Here is a 16,253-nt window from a genome sequence, read left to right on the forward strand (position 1 = left end):
GCCGCGTCGACGTCCATGCACAACACGTCGTGGCCCACATCGGCCAGGCAGGTGCCGGTCACCAGGCCCACGTAACCGGTGCCGAAGATTGTGATTCGCATAGCAACTCCTTGTGAGGTCCAGCGGCGAGGTTCGAACCTCACACCTTGTAATACTCCCGATACCACTCGACGAAGCGATGCACGCCTTCTTCCACTCCGATGCGGGGCCGATAGCCCGTCGCTTCGAACAGGGCCTCGGTGTCCGCCCAGGTGCGGGGCACGTCCCCCGGCTGCATCGGCTGGAAGTCGCAGACCGCCTCGCGGCCGGTGGCGTTCTCCACCGCCCGCACAAAGTCCATCAGCGCCACCGGGCTACCATGGCCGATGTTGTAGAGCGCGTAAGGGGCCGTGCCGGTGTCCGGTGATCCCGCCTCGACCGCTGCCCGAGGACGGCGCTCGGGCACGACGTCCAGGATCCGCACGATGCCTTCGACAATATCGTCGATGTAGGTGAAGTCCCGCGACATGTCCCCATGGTTGAACACGGGGAGTGGCTCGCCGGCCAACACGGCACGCGTGAACTTGAACATGGCCATGTCGGGCCGCCCCCAGGGGCCATAGACCGTGAAGAACCGCAGGCCGGTGGTCGGCAGGTCGTAGAGGTGAGAATACGTATGTGCCATCAGCTCGTTGGCCTTCTTGGTGGCCGCGTAGAGGCTGATGGGATGATCGACGTTGTCCGAGGTGGCGAAAGGCACCTTGTCGTTGGCCCCGTAGACCGAGCTCGAGGATGCATAGACCAGGTGCCCCACCCGGCCATGGCGACATCCCTCCAGCACGTTGAGATGCCCCACCAGGTTGGCATCGGCGTAGGCATGGGGGTTTTCCAGCGAATATCGCACGCCGGCCTGGGCCGCCAGGTGGATGACGCGATCGAAGCCCTCGGCCTCGAACAGGCCGGCCACGGCCGCGCGCTCGGCCAGATCGAGCCGCTCGAAGCGCACGTCCTGGCAATCGGCCAGATCGTCCAGCCGCGCTTGCTTGAGCGCCACATCGTAGTAGTCGTTGAGATTGTCGATGCCGACGATCTCGTGTCCCTGCCCCGCAAGGCGCTTGGCAACGGCGTGACCGATGAATCCGGCGATGCCCGTGATCAGTAACTTCATGCTTTCCCGCGCTCTCCTGCTGGCTGTCCCCGAACGTCGCTGGCGGCGGCGTCCGGGCGCATTGTACCCCAGCGCCGACAGCAGGCCGAGCCATGATAGAATCCACGCCTTCATCATCATGTGCCCGACATCGGACCGTTGCTGCAATGCCCACCACTCGATGCCACCGTCCCCAGCTCTTTTTGACCTGGCTGCGTTTTCTCGTCGTACTGACGCTTGTCACCTGGGGGCTTCGTCTCATTTCGGCCATGGTGTTGACACCCAGCGGACTGTGGCCCACCGCCTGGTGGTGGGGCCTGCGCTTCGACCTGGCCATCTCGGCGCTGCTGGCCGGCCTGACCATCCTGGCACTGTGGCCGGCGTCACGCCTGTTCCAACGACTGCCCCGCCGCGGCTGGCTGGTGCCCGCCGCCGCCATCCTGCTGTTCGCCCAGCTAGGTGACTGGCTTTACTGGAGGGAAACCGGACGCCATGTGGGCTATGAAGCGGCAGAGCTCGTCAACTCCGCCGGCAGCCTGGGCGGCATGTTATTCGCCCGATGGCCCTACCTGGCGGGCATTCTGGCTCTGCTGGTCCTGATTGGGCGAATTCCCGTCGCCAGTGCCCGCCGACAGCTGCGCCTGGCTCCCGAGCTGGCGATGTTGGCGGTCATCGTCGCCACGGTGCCCATCGTACGCGGAGGCGTGAACGGTGTACCCCAAAGCCCTGACGACGCCCAGCGTCTTGGCGAGGCCGACGCCGCTACCGCGGCCCTCAATGGCGCCTATGCCGCGCTTCACGGCCTGCAGCGCGGGCATAAATATGCCTTGGAGCGCACCACGCTAGGCTGGATGAGCGACACCGAAGCCAAGGCCCGCGTCGACCGGCTGTATCCCGATAGGCGCCTCACCACTGGTGCCCCCCGGGAAATGAACGTGGCTGTCGTGCTGCTGGAAAGCTGGGCCAGCGTCTTCATGGAACCGCTCGACGACGGCCGCGCCGTGACGCCGCGCTTCGACGCCCTGGCCGAGCAGTCGCTGCACAGCCATGACCTGATTGCCGGCGGCAGGCGCACCACCGAGGGCATGTTCAGCCTGTTCTGCAGCTACCAGAACCCGCCTGGCCAGACCATCGCCCAGACCGACCTGGCCCGCTACGACTATGACTGCCTGCCATCGCGCCTGGCGCATGCCGGCTGGCAGACGGCCTTTTTCCAGGGTTCCCACGAGAACACCAGCGGCACGGGGGCCTTTGCCCAATCCCTGGGTTTCCGGGACAGCTTCGGCAAGGAAGACATCGAGCGCCACACCCTTCCCGAGAACTACTGGGGGGTCTACGATCGCGACCTCTATCGCTTCGCGCTCGACAGGATGAGCGACATGCAGGAGCCAATGCTGATCGGCATCAACACCAACACGACCCACGACACCCAAGTGCCTCCCGGCATCACGCCGCTGATCGACAGCGACTCCCGGGCCGCCGGGATTCGCAATACCCTGCACATGGCCGACGAGTCGGTCGGCAACTTCGTCGACGCCATCGAGTCTCGCGACTGGCAGCATCCCTGGCTGATCGTGCTGGTCGCCGATCATACCTCCCGTGTCGAAGGTACCATCCTGGAACGTTCACGCCTGCCATTTCTGTTGTATGCCCCTGGCATCGTCAAGCCCGGACGCCTGCCACGCACCGGCCACCAGCGCGATGTCTCACCTACGCTGGCCGACATCATGAATATGCCGCTGCCGGCGGCCATGGGCCACTCGCTGCTCGATCCAGATGCCCCCCAACTGGCCGAGTATCACCAGGCCGGCACGCTGGGCTGGGTCATGGGCGATCAGGTGGTGGAATTCTCGCTGCTCGACCCGACACAGCGTCGCTGCTTCGCCTGGCAACCGCCAGCCAGCCCTGGCGCCGAGCAGCCCTGCGACGAACGAGCCGCTCAAGGAGTCCGCAACGCCTATGCGTTGACCCAGCAGGCCCAACGTCATCTCTTCGACGGCACCACATCGGCGTTCGCACGGGAGGCGCGCCATCAGGATGCCCCATCCTCTCTCGCCTCCGGAGCCGAGCCATGAACCAAGTTCCCGCCAAACGCTTCGCCTTCGTCATCGAGGACCTGTACGGCGGCGGCGCCCAGAAATCGCTGCTCTATACCGCCGATCAGCTCCGCCAACGCGGCCATGCGGTCAAGGTCTTCACGCTGCGCGAGCGCGTCGAACACCGTCTGCCCGAGGGGCTGGAGATCGAGAACCTGGCCGTCGTCACGCGCCTCACCAAGGCGACCAGCACGGTGTTGACCGAAAAATGGCAGGCCTCGCGGATCAAGCGGGCCCTGGCACCATGGCAGCCCGACGTGGTGATTTCCTGCTCCTGCGACAAGATCACCCGCCATCTCGACTTCCCCAACCTCTACTTCTGGGTCAAGTCGGATGTCTCGGCCAAGTTCAGCGACCCGCAGCAGCGCGAGCGTGCCTTCGCCAAGGTTCGCCGCTTCTACCGAGGCCGACAGGTCATCGCCGTGTCGAAAGGCGTGAAGGACAACCTGGAACGAGTGGTCGGGCTCGAAGCCGAGCGCATCGTACCCATCTACAACCCTTATGAGCGCGAGCCGTTCGTGGCCATGGCCGAAGAAGATGCGCCCGTTCCGGACGGCGACTTCTTCCTGTGCGTGGCGGCCATCGAACCCCGCAAGCGCCACGATCGGCTATTGCGCGCCTATGCCGAGAGCGGCGTGACGACGCCGCTTGCCATCATGGGCAAGGGCAAGCCCGAGCACGAGGCCTCTGTGCGCGAGCAGATCGAGGCACTCGGGCTCGAGGATCGCGTACTCTGGCTGGGCTATCACCACAACCCCTACCCGTTCATCCGGCAAGCCAAGGCCATGGTCCTGACCTCAGATGCCGAGGGCCTGCCCCGAGTGCTGATCGAGGCGCTGCTGCTTCAGACCCCCGTGGTCAGCGTCGATTGCCCCAGCGGCCCGCGCGAGATCCTTACCCAGGAGCTGGCCGAATATCTGGTCGCCCCGGATGACGAACCCGGCCTTGCCGATGCACTGCGGCGCATGGACCGGTCTCCCGTTGCCATCGAGCCACGCCACTATCGGCAGTTCCTCAAGGAAACCGTACTGCCCCAGTTCGAGGCCCTTTAACGGTGAAGCTGCTCGATATCCCTTTCAACGACCGGCGCCGACGCTATCTGGTGTTCCATGCCGACGGCCTGCCTTCGAAGCTGCGCCTGGCCAGTACCACCACCACGGCGGCTTTCGAAGCGGTGGGCAGCAGCCGCTTCTATCTCTCGGAGGACGGCCATATTCTCGCCAAGGTGGTGCCCGACAAGTTCGCCAAGCGCCAAGCACCGCTGAGCTGGCTGAGTCGCGACTACCTGGAGAAACGCTGGCTGCTGCAGTCGGATGCCCGCAAGGAGTTTCTCAGCCTGCGCATATTGAACCGAGCCGGGCTGACGACACCGCATTGCTATGGCTGGGGACTCTCGCTCAACCCGGTCAACCGCAATGCTTCCCTGCTGCTGATGGAGCACAAGCAGCGGGCCCGGCCGGGTGGCGAAGTGTTCGATGCCCTCGACGCAGCCGGGCAACGCCACTTCCTCGAACGCTTCTGTGCCGAAGTCGCGACCCTCGCCAATGCTGGCTACATCCATCGCGACTTGCACTACAACAACCTGTTGGTCACCGATGACGACCAGCTCGTCTGGGTCGACACCCACATTCGCCGCTTGCCGCATCGTAACGTCGATCAATGGCCGGCCATCGCCGCAACGTTAACGGTCAACAAGCTTCGCGGAGAGGATCATCGAGCCTTCGTCGAACAACGGCTATACGAGCTCTGGCACGCCAGCCAATGACCATGAAGGCTTGCCTGGGCACAGCCCGACCAGGGCGCCATGGTACGATGCACATGCCGACCAGCCGGCTCACCAGACCGACCTAGCCACGCGATACCTCATCCTCACTGGAGCCATGCCTGCATGCCTCACGCTCTCTTCCTCGTCGACCAGCTCGCCAGTGGCGGCGCCCCGCGCTCGGTGCTCAAGGTGACACGCGCGCTGGTAGCCAGCGGCGTGCGGGTAACCCTGGTGGCACTGTCCGACCGTCTGGGCCTGCCAGTCCCCGAAGGGGCAGAGGTCCATGTGGTGGCATTCACCCCGAAAGGACGATGGCAGAAGCTGCATCGGTATCGGCTGCACGCCAAGCACCTGGATGACTTTCTGAAAACGCAGGGGAACACCTACGACCTGGTGGTCTCGAATCTCCACCATGCGCATCAGGTGACAAGACGCTCATGCTTGGCCGAGCAAGCCTGGCTGTGCATTCGATCCGACCCGTGGCAGGAGCTGCTGTCGAACAAGCACGGCTGGCGCCGAATAATCAAAAGGATCAAGGTACGGCGCCTGTATGACGATCGGCGCGTCATCGCCCTGACGAGAACCAACCTGGAGTCACTGGCCAGAATCGGCAGCCGCCCGCGCCAGGCGGAGGTCATTCCCAACGTGCTCGATGTCGCCAGGATTCACGAACTGATGGGACAACCCCACAACGACAAGGCACTGGAGGGCACGGACTACTGTGTCTATGTGGGCCGGCTCAACATGCGACAGAAAAGGCTGGACAGGCTCCTGCAAGCCTATCGGGCCAGCGAGCTATCGCTTCCACTGGTGTTGATCGGCAATGGCGATCATCTGGCCGTGGAACAGGAGATCGCCAAGTGGGGTCTGCAAGAACGGGTATGGATGCTGGGAGCACGTGACAACCCCTATCCCTACATGCATCAGGCCAAGGCTTTGCTGCTGGCTTCCGACTATGAGGGGCTGCCCAACGTGTTGCTCGAGGCATTGGCCTGCGGCACGCCGGTCGTGAGTACCGATTGTCTCTCGGGGCCGCGCGACATCCTGACCGGCGAACTCGCCGACGGCTTGGTCCCCCTGGACGACATTCAAGCCTTTGCTCGCGCCATCCGTGCCAGCGTGGAACACCCCCCGCACATTCCAGACAACGTGGTCGACGCCTACAAGCCAGCCGCCATCGCCGCCAGATACCGGGCGCTCATGGCACCATGAGGCCGGTCACCACGACTGCCGGCTTCCCAGCGTGGCGACACCTCCACAGCCGCAGGGAGCTTCGTCGAGCGCTCGACGATCCGTTCGAGATCGAGTCAAACGGCCCTTGAGCGTTCGCTCAGCGCCTTATCGGGCGCAGCGGTCAACGAGGATCTTCCGGCGACGATGCGACCCGGACGCGCTCGACTTGCCCTGCCTGCTGCGGGTCACGGTGTGCTCCCGCGAGACGCGATGGGCAATCCCGCACGCGGCTCTGGCCAGATGACATCATCGGCAAACACCGCCGGATCCAGGGAGCCTGGCGCCTCTTCAGGGACGCAAGCCGACAAGGCCAGGCGAACGCGCTCGAGGGCATCCTGTCCCTCGGCACTGCCGACCACCCGACACCACCACTCACGGTGCACCGCCTTCACTCTGACCGGTACCAAAGGCAGCCCCAGGCGCTGAGCCATGGCCAACCGGTGCAGGCCACGGTTTATCTTGAGCAGTCGGCCCTCACGCGTCACGGCAACTCCCAGACGATCCTTGCCGCGCGCCCCATCGAAGCCGTTGGACGCCATGTGATCGAGAAACCCCAGGTAAGCCTGCAGGTACAGCTGAATTCGCGCCTCGGAATCCAGCAGCACGCCCTGCTGATGAGACCGCCAGGGACGCCCGCTCTTGAGGTGCGCCATGTAACGGGTATAGCGCTCTGTACGAGTCAAATCGTCACGGCATTCATCGATCTCGCTGATAAAGCGATAGCGGGAGCCAAAGCGCAGATCGCTACGCCGTAGATCCCACTCACCATCCCACAGGAATGCCGATGAGGACGGCCTCAGTCGATGGGGATAACCGCGCCAGTCGGTACCGCGGATCAGCTCGCGTGGATCGACATACAGCGTCAGTGAATCGCCGAACCATTGTGCCACGGCACGCCCGGGCAGCCCCTGCTTCTCGATGATGCCGGCACCAGGATAGCCTGCCATCCACCAGTTCAGCAGACGCCGTTCCATCAACACGTCAACGGCGGCCTGAAACCCCTCCCGCACCGCCGCTTGCAGCCTGGCGCGCCGAATCGGCCAACGCATGCGGTCGTCATACAGAGCAGCAAACACCGGATCGCCCGCCGGCGCCATGGGCACCTTGGGGATCTTGCCTGGGGGCGCGGCCATCACATCGCTTGCCTCATTCGGTTCTACGCTCGTTCTTGCCACTCCGGGCGCTCATAGGCACGCAAGCTGCCGTAGAAGACGGCCAACCAGAAGGCGAACACCATGACGCCGCTATTGTGTGCCAAAAAAGTCTGGGACAGACCGAAATCCATATACGCCACCGGTAACAGAACGCCTGCCACCGCGATGGAACGAACGTCCAGATTGGGCTCCGAGAGGCGACGGGCAAACCATCTCAACGGCAGTAGATAGAGAGCCAACAGCAATCCGAACCCGATGATGCCGCGCTTGGCAAAGGCATCGATGAATTCATTGTGTGCATGTCCATAGCGGGTCACGAAGGCATCAATGGTGCCCGCGTCGGCCAAGGCCTTCATACCTCGCACATAGCCATTCTCCCCCCAGCCCAGCAGGGGACGATCCAGAATCAGCAACGAAGCGCCTCGCCACATCTCGAAACGGGCCCCGACGGAACTGTGCGAGTTACCCTCGGCGACATAGCCCTGCACGTCCTCCACGGCCTGGTGGACGCGCGACTGCACCCCGGTCTGCGGTAAGGCATATACCAGCCCCGCTCCCGTCAGCACAACGGCCAGCACCGCAATCTTCAGCCGTACCGAGAGAAACTCCCCATAGCCGCGGTACAGCACCAGCAGGATGAAGGGAAAGCCGACCCAGCCGCCACGACTGCCGGAAAACAACGAACCGAGGATGCCCATCAGGGCGCCAAGCAACAGGAATCCGGCCCAGCCGCGACGTCGAGGCTGCCGCGTGGCCCATCCAAGGCCGGCAAGGCACAGCACGCCCAACAGCATGCTGATATTGCCGAACTGGATCACGAAGGTGAAACCGTCGGCGCGCCCGGCACCCTGCACCAGCTTCTGCCAGGCCGCCCAGCTGCCGGCGCCGATGGCGCCACAGGACAATCCCGCCCATAGATAGGCAAGACGAGGGGGACGAGCCATGACCCACAGCAAGGCCGGCACGGCCAGCAGGAATCGGGAAGGCTTGTCCAGCCCGCTGGTGCCCTGCCCGTCGAACCAGGCATGCAACATCCAGAACAGCGAAAACGCCGCCATGACGGCGACCAGCGCCCAGTCTCGCCCCCCCAGCCGAGGGCACTGCCGGCGGACCAACAGCAACAAGCCGCCGCCGAGCAACAGGGCGGCACCAATCGAGTAGCCGCTGGACACGATGAGCGACAAGGCGCCCAACAGAAAAACGGCAATGCTGGTATAGCGATGCGTTACCGGCATCGACATGGAAGAGGCGGGATTCATCTTGGATCCAGGGTCAACATCAGAGACAGGAGGGCGATGCAAACGACGATACAAACGAAAAAGGCCGGCACAAAGGCCGGCCATCATACCACGCTTTCTAACGCCGAGTTCAGGCGTCATACCCCCTGGGGTTTCCAGACTGCCAGCGCCAGGTATCCGCCATCATGTCATCCAGCGTCTTCTCCGCCGACCATCCAAGCTCCATGCGTGCCTTGTCGGCATTCGCCCAGAAGGCCGGTAGATCACCGGCGCGACGCGCACCGAGTCGATACGGCACGCCAACGCCGGTCACCCGGGTAAAGCTGTTGACCATCTCCAGTACCGACACCCCCTGGCCAGTGCCCAGGTTATAGACCGAAACACCCGGATGGCTGACCGCCTTCAAGGCCTTGAGGTGACCGACGGCCAGATCCACCACATGCAGATAGTCACGCTCGCAGGTTCCGTCTGCCGTCTCGTAGTCATCGCCAAAGATCGTCAGCTCGTCACGTCGCCCCACGGCCACCTGGGCGATGAACGGCATCAGGTTGTTGGGAATGCCCTGAGGGTCCTCGCCGATACGCCCGGAGGGATGGGCACCGATGGGATTGAAGTAGCGTAACAGCACCACGGACCAGCGCTCATCGGCGATCACCAGATCCTCCAGCAGCTTTTCCACCATCGCCTTGGACGTTCCGTAGGGGTTGGAGGTCGTGCCGCGCGGCGTGGTCTCGACATAGGGCACAGGGGCCTCGCTGCCGTATACCGTCGCCGAGGAACTGAACACGATACGCCGAACCCCCGCCGCCTCCATGGCCTGGCATAGCACCAGGGTGCCGTGCACGTTGTTCTCGTAATAGGTCAGCGGCTTGCCAACGCTCTCGCCCACCGCTTTCAGGCCGGCGAAGTGGATGACGGCATCGATATCATGCTGGGCGAACACCGCATCCATGGCGCTGCGGTCACGAATATCCCCCCGCACAAACTCCACGCCAGCGCCGGTGATCTCCTCGGCGCGCTGTAGCGCCACCTCGGAGCCATTGCACAGGTTGTCGGCCACCACCACCTTGTGGCCGGCCTCCAGCAGTTCGACAACCGTATGAGAACCGATATAGCCTGCGCCGCCGGTTACCAATACCTTCATGATGCACCTTTCAATGAGTGTTACTGGGCATGGGGGTGGAAGAACCCACGCCATACCGTCAGGAACAGGATCTTCAGATCCAGCCAGACGGACCAGTTATCGATGTACCAGAGATCATGTTCGATGCGCGCCTTGAGGTCCGTGTCGCCCCGCCAGCCATGGATCTGTGCCCATCCCGTGATGCCGGCACGCACCATGTGCTTCTGCATGTATCCGGGAATCTCGTGCTTGAACCGCTCGACGAACACCGTGCGCTCCGGACGCGGGCCGACCAGCGACATCTCGCCCTTGACCACGTTGATCAATTGCGGCAGCTCATCAAGGCTGGAACGGCGCAGGAAGCGCCCCACCAGGGTGACACGCTTGCCGCTGGCGCCTCCCCAGCACACGCCAGCGGCCTCACTATCGACTGGCATGCTTCGGAACTTGAGCATCTGGAAGCTTTCGCCGTTCCAGCTCATGCGCTCCTGGCGATAGAGCACCGGGCCCCGAGATGTCAGCTTCACTGCCAGCGCGATCACCAGCATCAGTGGCGACAGCAGCAGCAAGGCCAGGCCAGCCAGGATCTTGTCCTCGGCGGCCTTGACGAAACGCGCCGTGCCGCTCATCGGGGTACAGCTCATGTCGAGCAGATACAGCCCCGCCACGGTCGAAATGTCATGGTTCAACAACCGCAGCCCGTGCATGTCCGGCATGTAACGAATATTGCCGATGCAGTAATCCAGGTCGCGCAAGATCTTCTCTACCAGGTTCCCCCGCGCGAGCGGCAGGCAAACCCAGATCTCATCGCTCACCAGGTTGGCATCGTATTCACTGTCGAAGGCACGACAATCCTCGAGGCCGAAACGCGCACAATCGCTGGCGTCCAGCAGACGCACCGAGGTCACATCGAACCCCGCCGAAGGCTGGGCGGCGATGCGCCGGGCGGCGATCAGGCAGGAATCGACCTCTCCGACAAGGATGACGCCCTTGCGATTGCGCCCCTGCCGGCGCAGCCGGTTGAGCACCGGATAGGCCACGGTACGGGCCCCGACGCTGAATATGAAGGCACTGCACAGCCACATCCCCAGCCACAGCCGCGAGAACTCCGCACCGGTCTTGGTGAAGTAGAGATAGGTGAACACGATGCCGCCCAGGATGACGAAGGCATGCACGATGCGCACGACCAGCTCGACCCGTACGGCCCCGCGCCAGGAGCGGTAGATACCGCAAGCACCGAAGATCACCATGCCCAGCAGCATCCCGGACAGCATCATCCACTGATATCGCTCGATCATGTACTCGAGCGAGCCGAAGCGCAGCCAATAGGCCAGAAAACCGCCCATGAGTAGTGAAGCGGCATCCGCGAAGCGCGCCGCCACGTGCGAGTAGACTTCGAATCCCGAGAGAGTCTTGGCGATTCGCGACATATCAGGGGTACCGCCGGGCAAGTTCATCGTGGGCACGATACGATCGGTTTCGCAACGCATCGCTCAGTGCCAGCCAGCACAGGCTCAGATAACGACGTTTCTCAGGGTAGTGCCGAACGGCGAGCAGCCAGCTGAACAGCTTGACGGGAAGAACCAGCGGAAACCATTTGCCTGCGGCGATGCGATACATCAGCAAGCCATTTCGATAGGCATAGAATGCTTTCCAGAGCGGTCTTATGCGGGCCCCTCCTCTCAAGTCGGCCGAACAATCATGTACGAAGCGGACATCCGGAAGGAAGACATGGCGACCACCGCTCTTGCGCAGGCTCAAGGTATAGATCACGTCGTCGCCGTAGATGAACAGCTCACCGCGAGGCAGGCCGATCTGCCGCACGGCATTGGCCCGCATGAAGCACCCGACGAAGGACGAAGAGTCGATCTCGACACGACGATTTTCCCGATAGTGCCTGTCGGCAAGATGGAAGCCTTCTCGGGACCGCCCCGTCATCACGCCGCAGGCGGTGCGCCACAGCAGCCTGCCGTGCCAGAACGGATTCCAGCTGGGGCGGTTCATCTCGCAGATGTCCCCATTCGGATAATAGACGGCCGCCGCCGCACCATCGATGCCTTCGAGATCCTGCTCCAGAAAGCATTGCAATGCACCGGGAGCCGGGCGGGCATCGTCATCGAAGCACACCAGCCAGTCGGGATCGAAGACCTTCAGGGCCTCGCCAAAACCGAGCTCGAACCCTCCGGCTCCCCCCAGGTTGCGGTCAGGCATCAACACATGCAGCCGCGGGTCTTGCTGGTCGGCAAGCCAATCGCGGCTGCCATCGGTGGAGCCGTTGTCGACCACTACCAGCCCGGCCACGGGCTCATCGAGTACCGCCGCTACCCCCTGTTTGAGATGTTCTAGACGATTGAAGGAAACGATGACCGCCACCAGCGTGGAAGCAGCAGTCGAGGAAGAGGCAAAAAGCTGATGATCAGACATTCCGGGTAATAGTCACTTTTTCGTCATTTATCGCCAATGATGCAAGCAGCTTTTATCAGGTTTCGACAAAGAAAGCCGGAACCGGTTCGTCTTTCTTCAAGCACTCAAGAAAGCCTTGGGCGGTATCCAGCGCCTCGCGAATGGTCACGTCCATATCGAGATAGCGATAAGTGCCAAGACGTCCCACGAAGGTGACCTTGTCTTGCTGCTTCGCCATTTCCACGTAACGAGCGAGGAGCGCCTTTTCGTTCACCAGGCGTATAGGGTAATAGGGAACGTCTTGTGGCTCACAGGCCCTACTGTACTCCCGATAGCAGACGCTGCCTTCGTGCTCTTCCCAGGGCGAGAAGTGCTTGTGCTCGGTAATGCGAGTATGGGGCACCGACTCTTCGCCGTAATTCATCACCGCACAGCCTTGATAGTCGCCCTGGTAGGTAAAGCGCTCGAAATCCAGGGTGCGATAGCCAAGCCGGCCCAGTTCGAAATCGAAGAAGCCATCCAGCGGCCCCGAGTAGAACACATGGTCGTAATGGGCAGCCTGCACTCGTTCGAAGCGGGTATTCAAATGCACGCTGATGTTGGGATGATCGAGGATGCCCTCCACCAGCTTGGTGTAACCCGCCTCGGGCATACCCTGGAAGCGGTGGAAGAAGTAGTTGTCATTGTAGTTGAAGCGCACCGGCAGCCGCTTGAGGATGCTGGCCGGCAACTCCCGGGGATGGCACCCCCACTGCTTCTGGGTATAGCCCTTGAAGAAGGCTTCGTAGAGATCCCGGCCAACGAAACGCAGCGCCTGCTCCTCGAAGGTCTGGGGATTCTCGATCGAGGTATCGGCCTGGGCCTCGATGAACTCGCGTGCCTCATCAGGTCGCATGGTCTTGCCGAAGAACTGGTTGATGGTATGCAGGTTGATCGGCAGCGAGAACACCTGCCCCTTCGAGGTCGTCTTCACCCGGTTCACGTAGGGTTTGAACGTCATGAATCGGTTGACGTATTCCCATACCTCCTGGTCATCGGTATGAAAGATGTGCGGCCCGTAGGCATGCACCATCACCCCGGTCTCGTCATCGCGCTCGGTGTGGCAATTGCCGGCGATATGCGAACGCGCATCTACGATAGTGACCTCATGGCCCGCTTCGGCGAGTTCACGGCCGATTACAGCACCGGAAAAGCCAGCACCAACCAACATAAACTTCATAGACCCCCCCTATTATAGAAATCAACACTAGCTATGGTCATTACAACTCTACACAGGCGCAGTCTGATACGGAGTGCAGAAACGTGAGTTTAGCGCAGAACGAAATGGTCTCTCTATGAAGCGGTAGGTCAAGCATGAAACTGCAAGAGACAACACCAGACAAGCAGCCCAATACAACAGACGATCATCCACCTCCCAATCGGTATACCACTTTAAGACTTGCAGAATAAAAATATGCATCAAATAAAGCGAGTAAGAAATCTTCCCAATAAAAACAGAGGCTCTATTATCAAGAATAACACCAACTTTCTTGACACTTACGCACAGCGCCAAAATCACACAAAGAAGAACTAGAACTACAGGATTTTTCCAAATATAAATGCTATATCCAAAAAGCGCGCCAGACACATCTTCCAAGTTAAGAGCAACCAAGATGATGGACAAGACAAAGAGGACATCGAACACTACGTGCTTCTCTGTAATAAGCCCGACAAGTGGATAAACTGCCATACCAAGGAGGAACATGTGCCCCCGTGGTATAATACCCAAAAAGGCCAGATCCATCTCTCCCCAACCACCTACGAAATAGGCCATTTGCTGGATCACGAAAACGGAAATCAGCAGCACATAAAAATGCGCCCAGCTTTTATCTTTAGCCCACCAAAACAGTGGGAACAAGAAATAAAAAAAGATTTCTATCGAAATAGTCCACAGAACACCATTCCCCTTCAAAAGAGCAAGGTGTTCGACCACATCCCCAAAACCACGAATACCGAATACTGATAAGCTTCGGCCATCCACAAGCACAAAGCTAGTACAAAAAGCCAGCACAACCACAAAAGCATACAGCGGAAAAACTCTTGAAATGCGCCGTACAAGAAAATTCCTCAAATGATAGCGACACGATCTTCCGTTTGTAACATGCATCATGAGGAAACCAGACAGGGCAAAGAATAACATGACCCCGACTTGCCCAAGACCATATATTCGAAATAAATCTTGCAACTCCGTTCTTGTGGAGATATGTGTCACCACCACCAGCAGCGCCGCGATTCCCCTTAACCCATCAAGAGCAACATAGTGATGTTCCCCGCCGCCTCCCCTCATAAACCCCTCTCAATTAAATAAAAATAAATTAAATAGCAGCCAAGTCAACACAGCCCCGCCAAAGCCATGCTTTAAAAATCACTTACGCCTAAAAGCTTCCCTCACACTTCTCCTGGAGTTTTCCAGACGCTTTGATAGACGTCATGTCACATCCATCAGCACTAGAGCTTTCCTGTTTGCATCCGCTTCAAAAATCTGACTCACGTCTTCCATATCGATAACAGGTGGACATGACTCTAGAACATCGCCTGACAAAAAAATTTGATATATCTCACTTCCTGTTAACATCAAAAGAGCTCACGATAAAGCTTAACGCGTAGAACCTCTTCATGCCTAAGAAAAAATCTCAGCAGAAACCATGCGCACTTAACCAACACCGCTACTCACACCACCCGAAATAGCAAAATTCTTATAACGCCCTATTGGTTCTTTTTTAAAAAACCTCTATCAAGTTGGTTCAATTTTCTTTCGTGCCTATTAACCATATCCATAATGTATGGGAGAGCAAAATCTGCCAACATATGCGCTCGTCCAATATCAGGAACTTCTTCCTCCATCAAATACTTAATCGCACACATCTCTTCACCACTCAATGAGATGTTATCCAATTCTCTAGGGAAGGCATCAAGATCACTAAAAGCTTTCCTAGGGATATCATAAGCGTTTTTCTCAAAGTATTCCAAATCTTTGAGCGCACCTTCTTTCACTCGACCGTAAGCCGTTCCCGAAAGGCTGAATTCTTTTGATCTCCCATCACCCCGCCTTTCAAAAACCTTGTTAATCTTTTTCCTTTTATCTATAAAATCTTCCCCGCCAAAATGCATTCTCGCATAACGCATTGCCAATAGTGTTTTCTCACTAAACCTAGAGTTAACTTTGCCACCCTCCTTATCAGGCAAAGGCAAAGAAAACCAATCACACATGACATCTACAATATCTCTTCCACCATTATCTTCACGCTCCATTGACACCAAGGTCACTCTATTTCTAGGCGCAATAGACTTATATAAATCTACAAAGTTAGAATAAACAAAAAAGTCAAACCCGTTTTTCTTTTTAAAAAAATCTATAAACCCTAGAAGATCGCCGTCAGTTTCTTGAAAAAACTTACCCATGTGAACCCTGAACATCCCCCCTTTAACAAATTGGGCAAAGACAGACTCAACAAAAGGAAGATGATTTCTAACAACCATGATTACTGACACGCTGCCAACACCAAATAAATGGTTGAGCTCTCTTATTATAGCAACAGCAACATCATTGCCCCATAAAGAGTTGGTAAACTCTTCAGAAGAAATAAAGATTTTATCACAACCTTTTGACTCAGCTTCATTCTTTATTTCTCTAATTGCAAAACCTATTTTCTCGGGAGAAAGCTTGTGCAGAGGCCGATGACTAAAATACCCCCCCTTCTCACGATATGCCTCTGGGTAGCAAAAGCCACATTTGACATGCTGTTCGTGGTTGTCGCGAAAAAAACGTTGAAGGGTTGACGATGCACATTTTGGCATGCCGACATGTAGATAAACTTTCATAAAATTCTCTCCAGCCACAAACAGAGCAACGCGAGAAATATAGAAAAAACCATATGGGGCTCAGCATCTCATGATACAGCATCATCCTATATATGTTTTTCTAAACTCAATTATTGTAAAGAGTCACCACGCCCAACTGCATAGTAGAGTAGCCCTTTCGCCTTGACTGCCTCCGGCTCGAAGAGATTGCGCCCGTCGACGATCACCGGCAGCGTCAGTCGCGACTTCAGCCAGGCGAAGTCCACGCTGCGAAA

General features: G+C 59.0%; 14 protein-coding genes. 4 read left to right on the forward strand and 10 right to left on the reverse strand.

What is annotated here, in order from left to right:
• Nucleotides 1-101 (reverse strand): hypothetical protein (locus FHR96_RS21655; protein WP_183389791.1); only part of this gene is annotated, 101 nt, incomplete at its 3' end.
• 38 nt (nucleotides 102-139) lie between these two features.
• Entirely contained in the window at nucleotides 140-1,147 is a 1,008-nt protein-coding gene (locus FHR96_RS21660) for an NAD-dependent epimerase (RefSeq protein WP_183389792.1), read from the reverse strand.
• A 146-nt stretch (nucleotides 1,148-1,293) separates the two neighbouring features.
• On the opposite strand from FHR96_RS21660, the gene FHR96_RS21665 reads away from it, so the two are divergent.
• The 4 genes from FHR96_RS21665 (at nucleotide 1,294) to FHR96_RS21680 (ending at nucleotide 6,199) form a co-directional block, all read left to right on the forward strand.
• On the forward strand, nucleotides 1,294-3,201 hold the full coding sequence (locus tag FHR96_RS21665) for an LTA synthase family protein (protein ID WP_183389793.1): 1,908 nt from the start codon (nucleotides 1,294-1,296) through the stop codon (nucleotides 3,199-3,201).
• A complete protein-coding gene (locus FHR96_RS21670; RefSeq protein WP_183389794.1) occupies nucleotides 3,198-4,274 on the forward strand; it encodes a glycosyltransferase in 1,077 nt (358 codons plus the stop codon). Before FHR96_RS21665 ends, FHR96_RS21670 begins: the two co-directional genes overlap by 4 nt.
• Nucleotides 4,275-4,276: 2 nt before the next feature.
• A complete protein-coding gene (locus FHR96_RS21675; protein ID WP_183389795.1) occupies nucleotides 4,277-4,987 on the forward strand; it encodes an RIO1 family regulatory kinase/ATPase domain-containing protein in 711 nt (236 codons plus the stop codon).
• A gap of 123 nt (nucleotides 4,988-5,110) precedes the next feature.
• Nucleotides 5,111-6,199 (forward strand): glycosyltransferase, encoded by a 1,089-nt coding sequence (locus FHR96_RS21680; protein WP_183389796.1) that lies wholly within the window; start codon nucleotides 5,111-5,113, stop codon nucleotides 6,197-6,199.
• A gap of 206 nt (nucleotides 6,200-6,405) precedes the next feature.
• On the opposite strand, the gene FHR96_RS21685 is transcribed toward FHR96_RS21680, so the two are convergent.
• From FHR96_RS21685 to FHR96_RS21720, 8 genes are all read right to left on the reverse strand, one after another.
• The gene (locus FHR96_RS21685) at nucleotides 6,406-7,317 is read right to left on the reverse strand and encodes a hypothetical protein (protein ID WP_221195912.1); all 912 of its coding nucleotides are present in this window, start codon (nucleotides 7,315-7,317) and stop codon (nucleotides 6,406-6,408) included.
• A 59-nt stretch (nucleotides 7,318-7,376) separates the two neighbouring features.
• The gene (locus tag FHR96_RS21690) at nucleotides 7,377-8,633 is read right to left on the reverse strand and encodes an O-antigen ligase family protein (protein WP_246393086.1); all 1,257 of its coding nucleotides are present in this window, start codon (nucleotides 8,631-8,633) and stop codon (nucleotides 7,377-7,379) included.
• 109 nt (nucleotides 8,634-8,742) lie between these two features.
• Nucleotides 8,743-9,756, reverse strand: a complete 1,014-nt coding sequence (gene galE, locus FHR96_RS21695; protein WP_183389798.1) for a UDP-glucose 4-epimerase GalE — start codon at nucleotides 9,754-9,756, stop codon at nucleotides 8,743-8,745.
• Between the two features lie 20 nt (nucleotides 9,757-9,776).
• On the reverse strand, nucleotides 9,777-11,165 hold the full coding sequence (locus FHR96_RS21700; RefSeq protein ID WP_183389799.1) for an undecaprenyl-phosphate glucose phosphotransferase: 1,389 nt from the start codon (nucleotides 11,163-11,165) through the stop codon (nucleotides 9,777-9,779).
• A gap of 1 nt (nucleotide 11,166) precedes the next feature.
• Nucleotides 11,167-12,159 (reverse strand): glycosyltransferase, encoded by a 993-nt coding sequence (locus tag FHR96_RS21705; RefSeq protein WP_183389800.1) that lies wholly within the window; start codon nucleotides 12,157-12,159, stop codon nucleotides 11,167-11,169.
• A 55-nt stretch (nucleotides 12,160-12,214) separates the two neighbouring features.
• Nucleotides 12,215-13,357, reverse strand: a complete 1,143-nt coding sequence (glf, locus tag FHR96_RS21710) for a UDP-galactopyranose mutase (protein WP_183389801.1) — start codon at nucleotides 13,355-13,357, stop codon at nucleotides 12,215-12,217.
• Between the two features lie 48 nt (nucleotides 13,358-13,405).
• Complete coding sequence (locus FHR96_RS21715; RefSeq protein WP_183389802.1) at nucleotides 13,406-14,464, reverse strand: acyltransferase family protein; 1,059 nt, start codon at nucleotides 14,462-14,464, stop codon at nucleotides 13,406-13,408.
• A 419-nt stretch (nucleotides 14,465-14,883) separates the two neighbouring features.
• The gene (locus FHR96_RS21720) at nucleotides 14,884-15,999 is read right to left on the reverse strand and encodes a radical SAM protein (RefSeq protein ID WP_183389803.1); all 1,116 of its coding nucleotides are present in this window, start codon (nucleotides 15,997-15,999) and stop codon (nucleotides 14,884-14,886) included.
• Nucleotides 16,000-16,253 lie beyond the last annotated feature (254 nt).

Source organism: Halomonas organivorans (genome assembly GCF_014192055.1).
Taxonomy (GTDB): domain Bacteria; phylum Pseudomonadota; class Gammaproteobacteria; order Pseudomonadales; family Halomonadaceae; genus Halomonas; species Halomonas organivorans.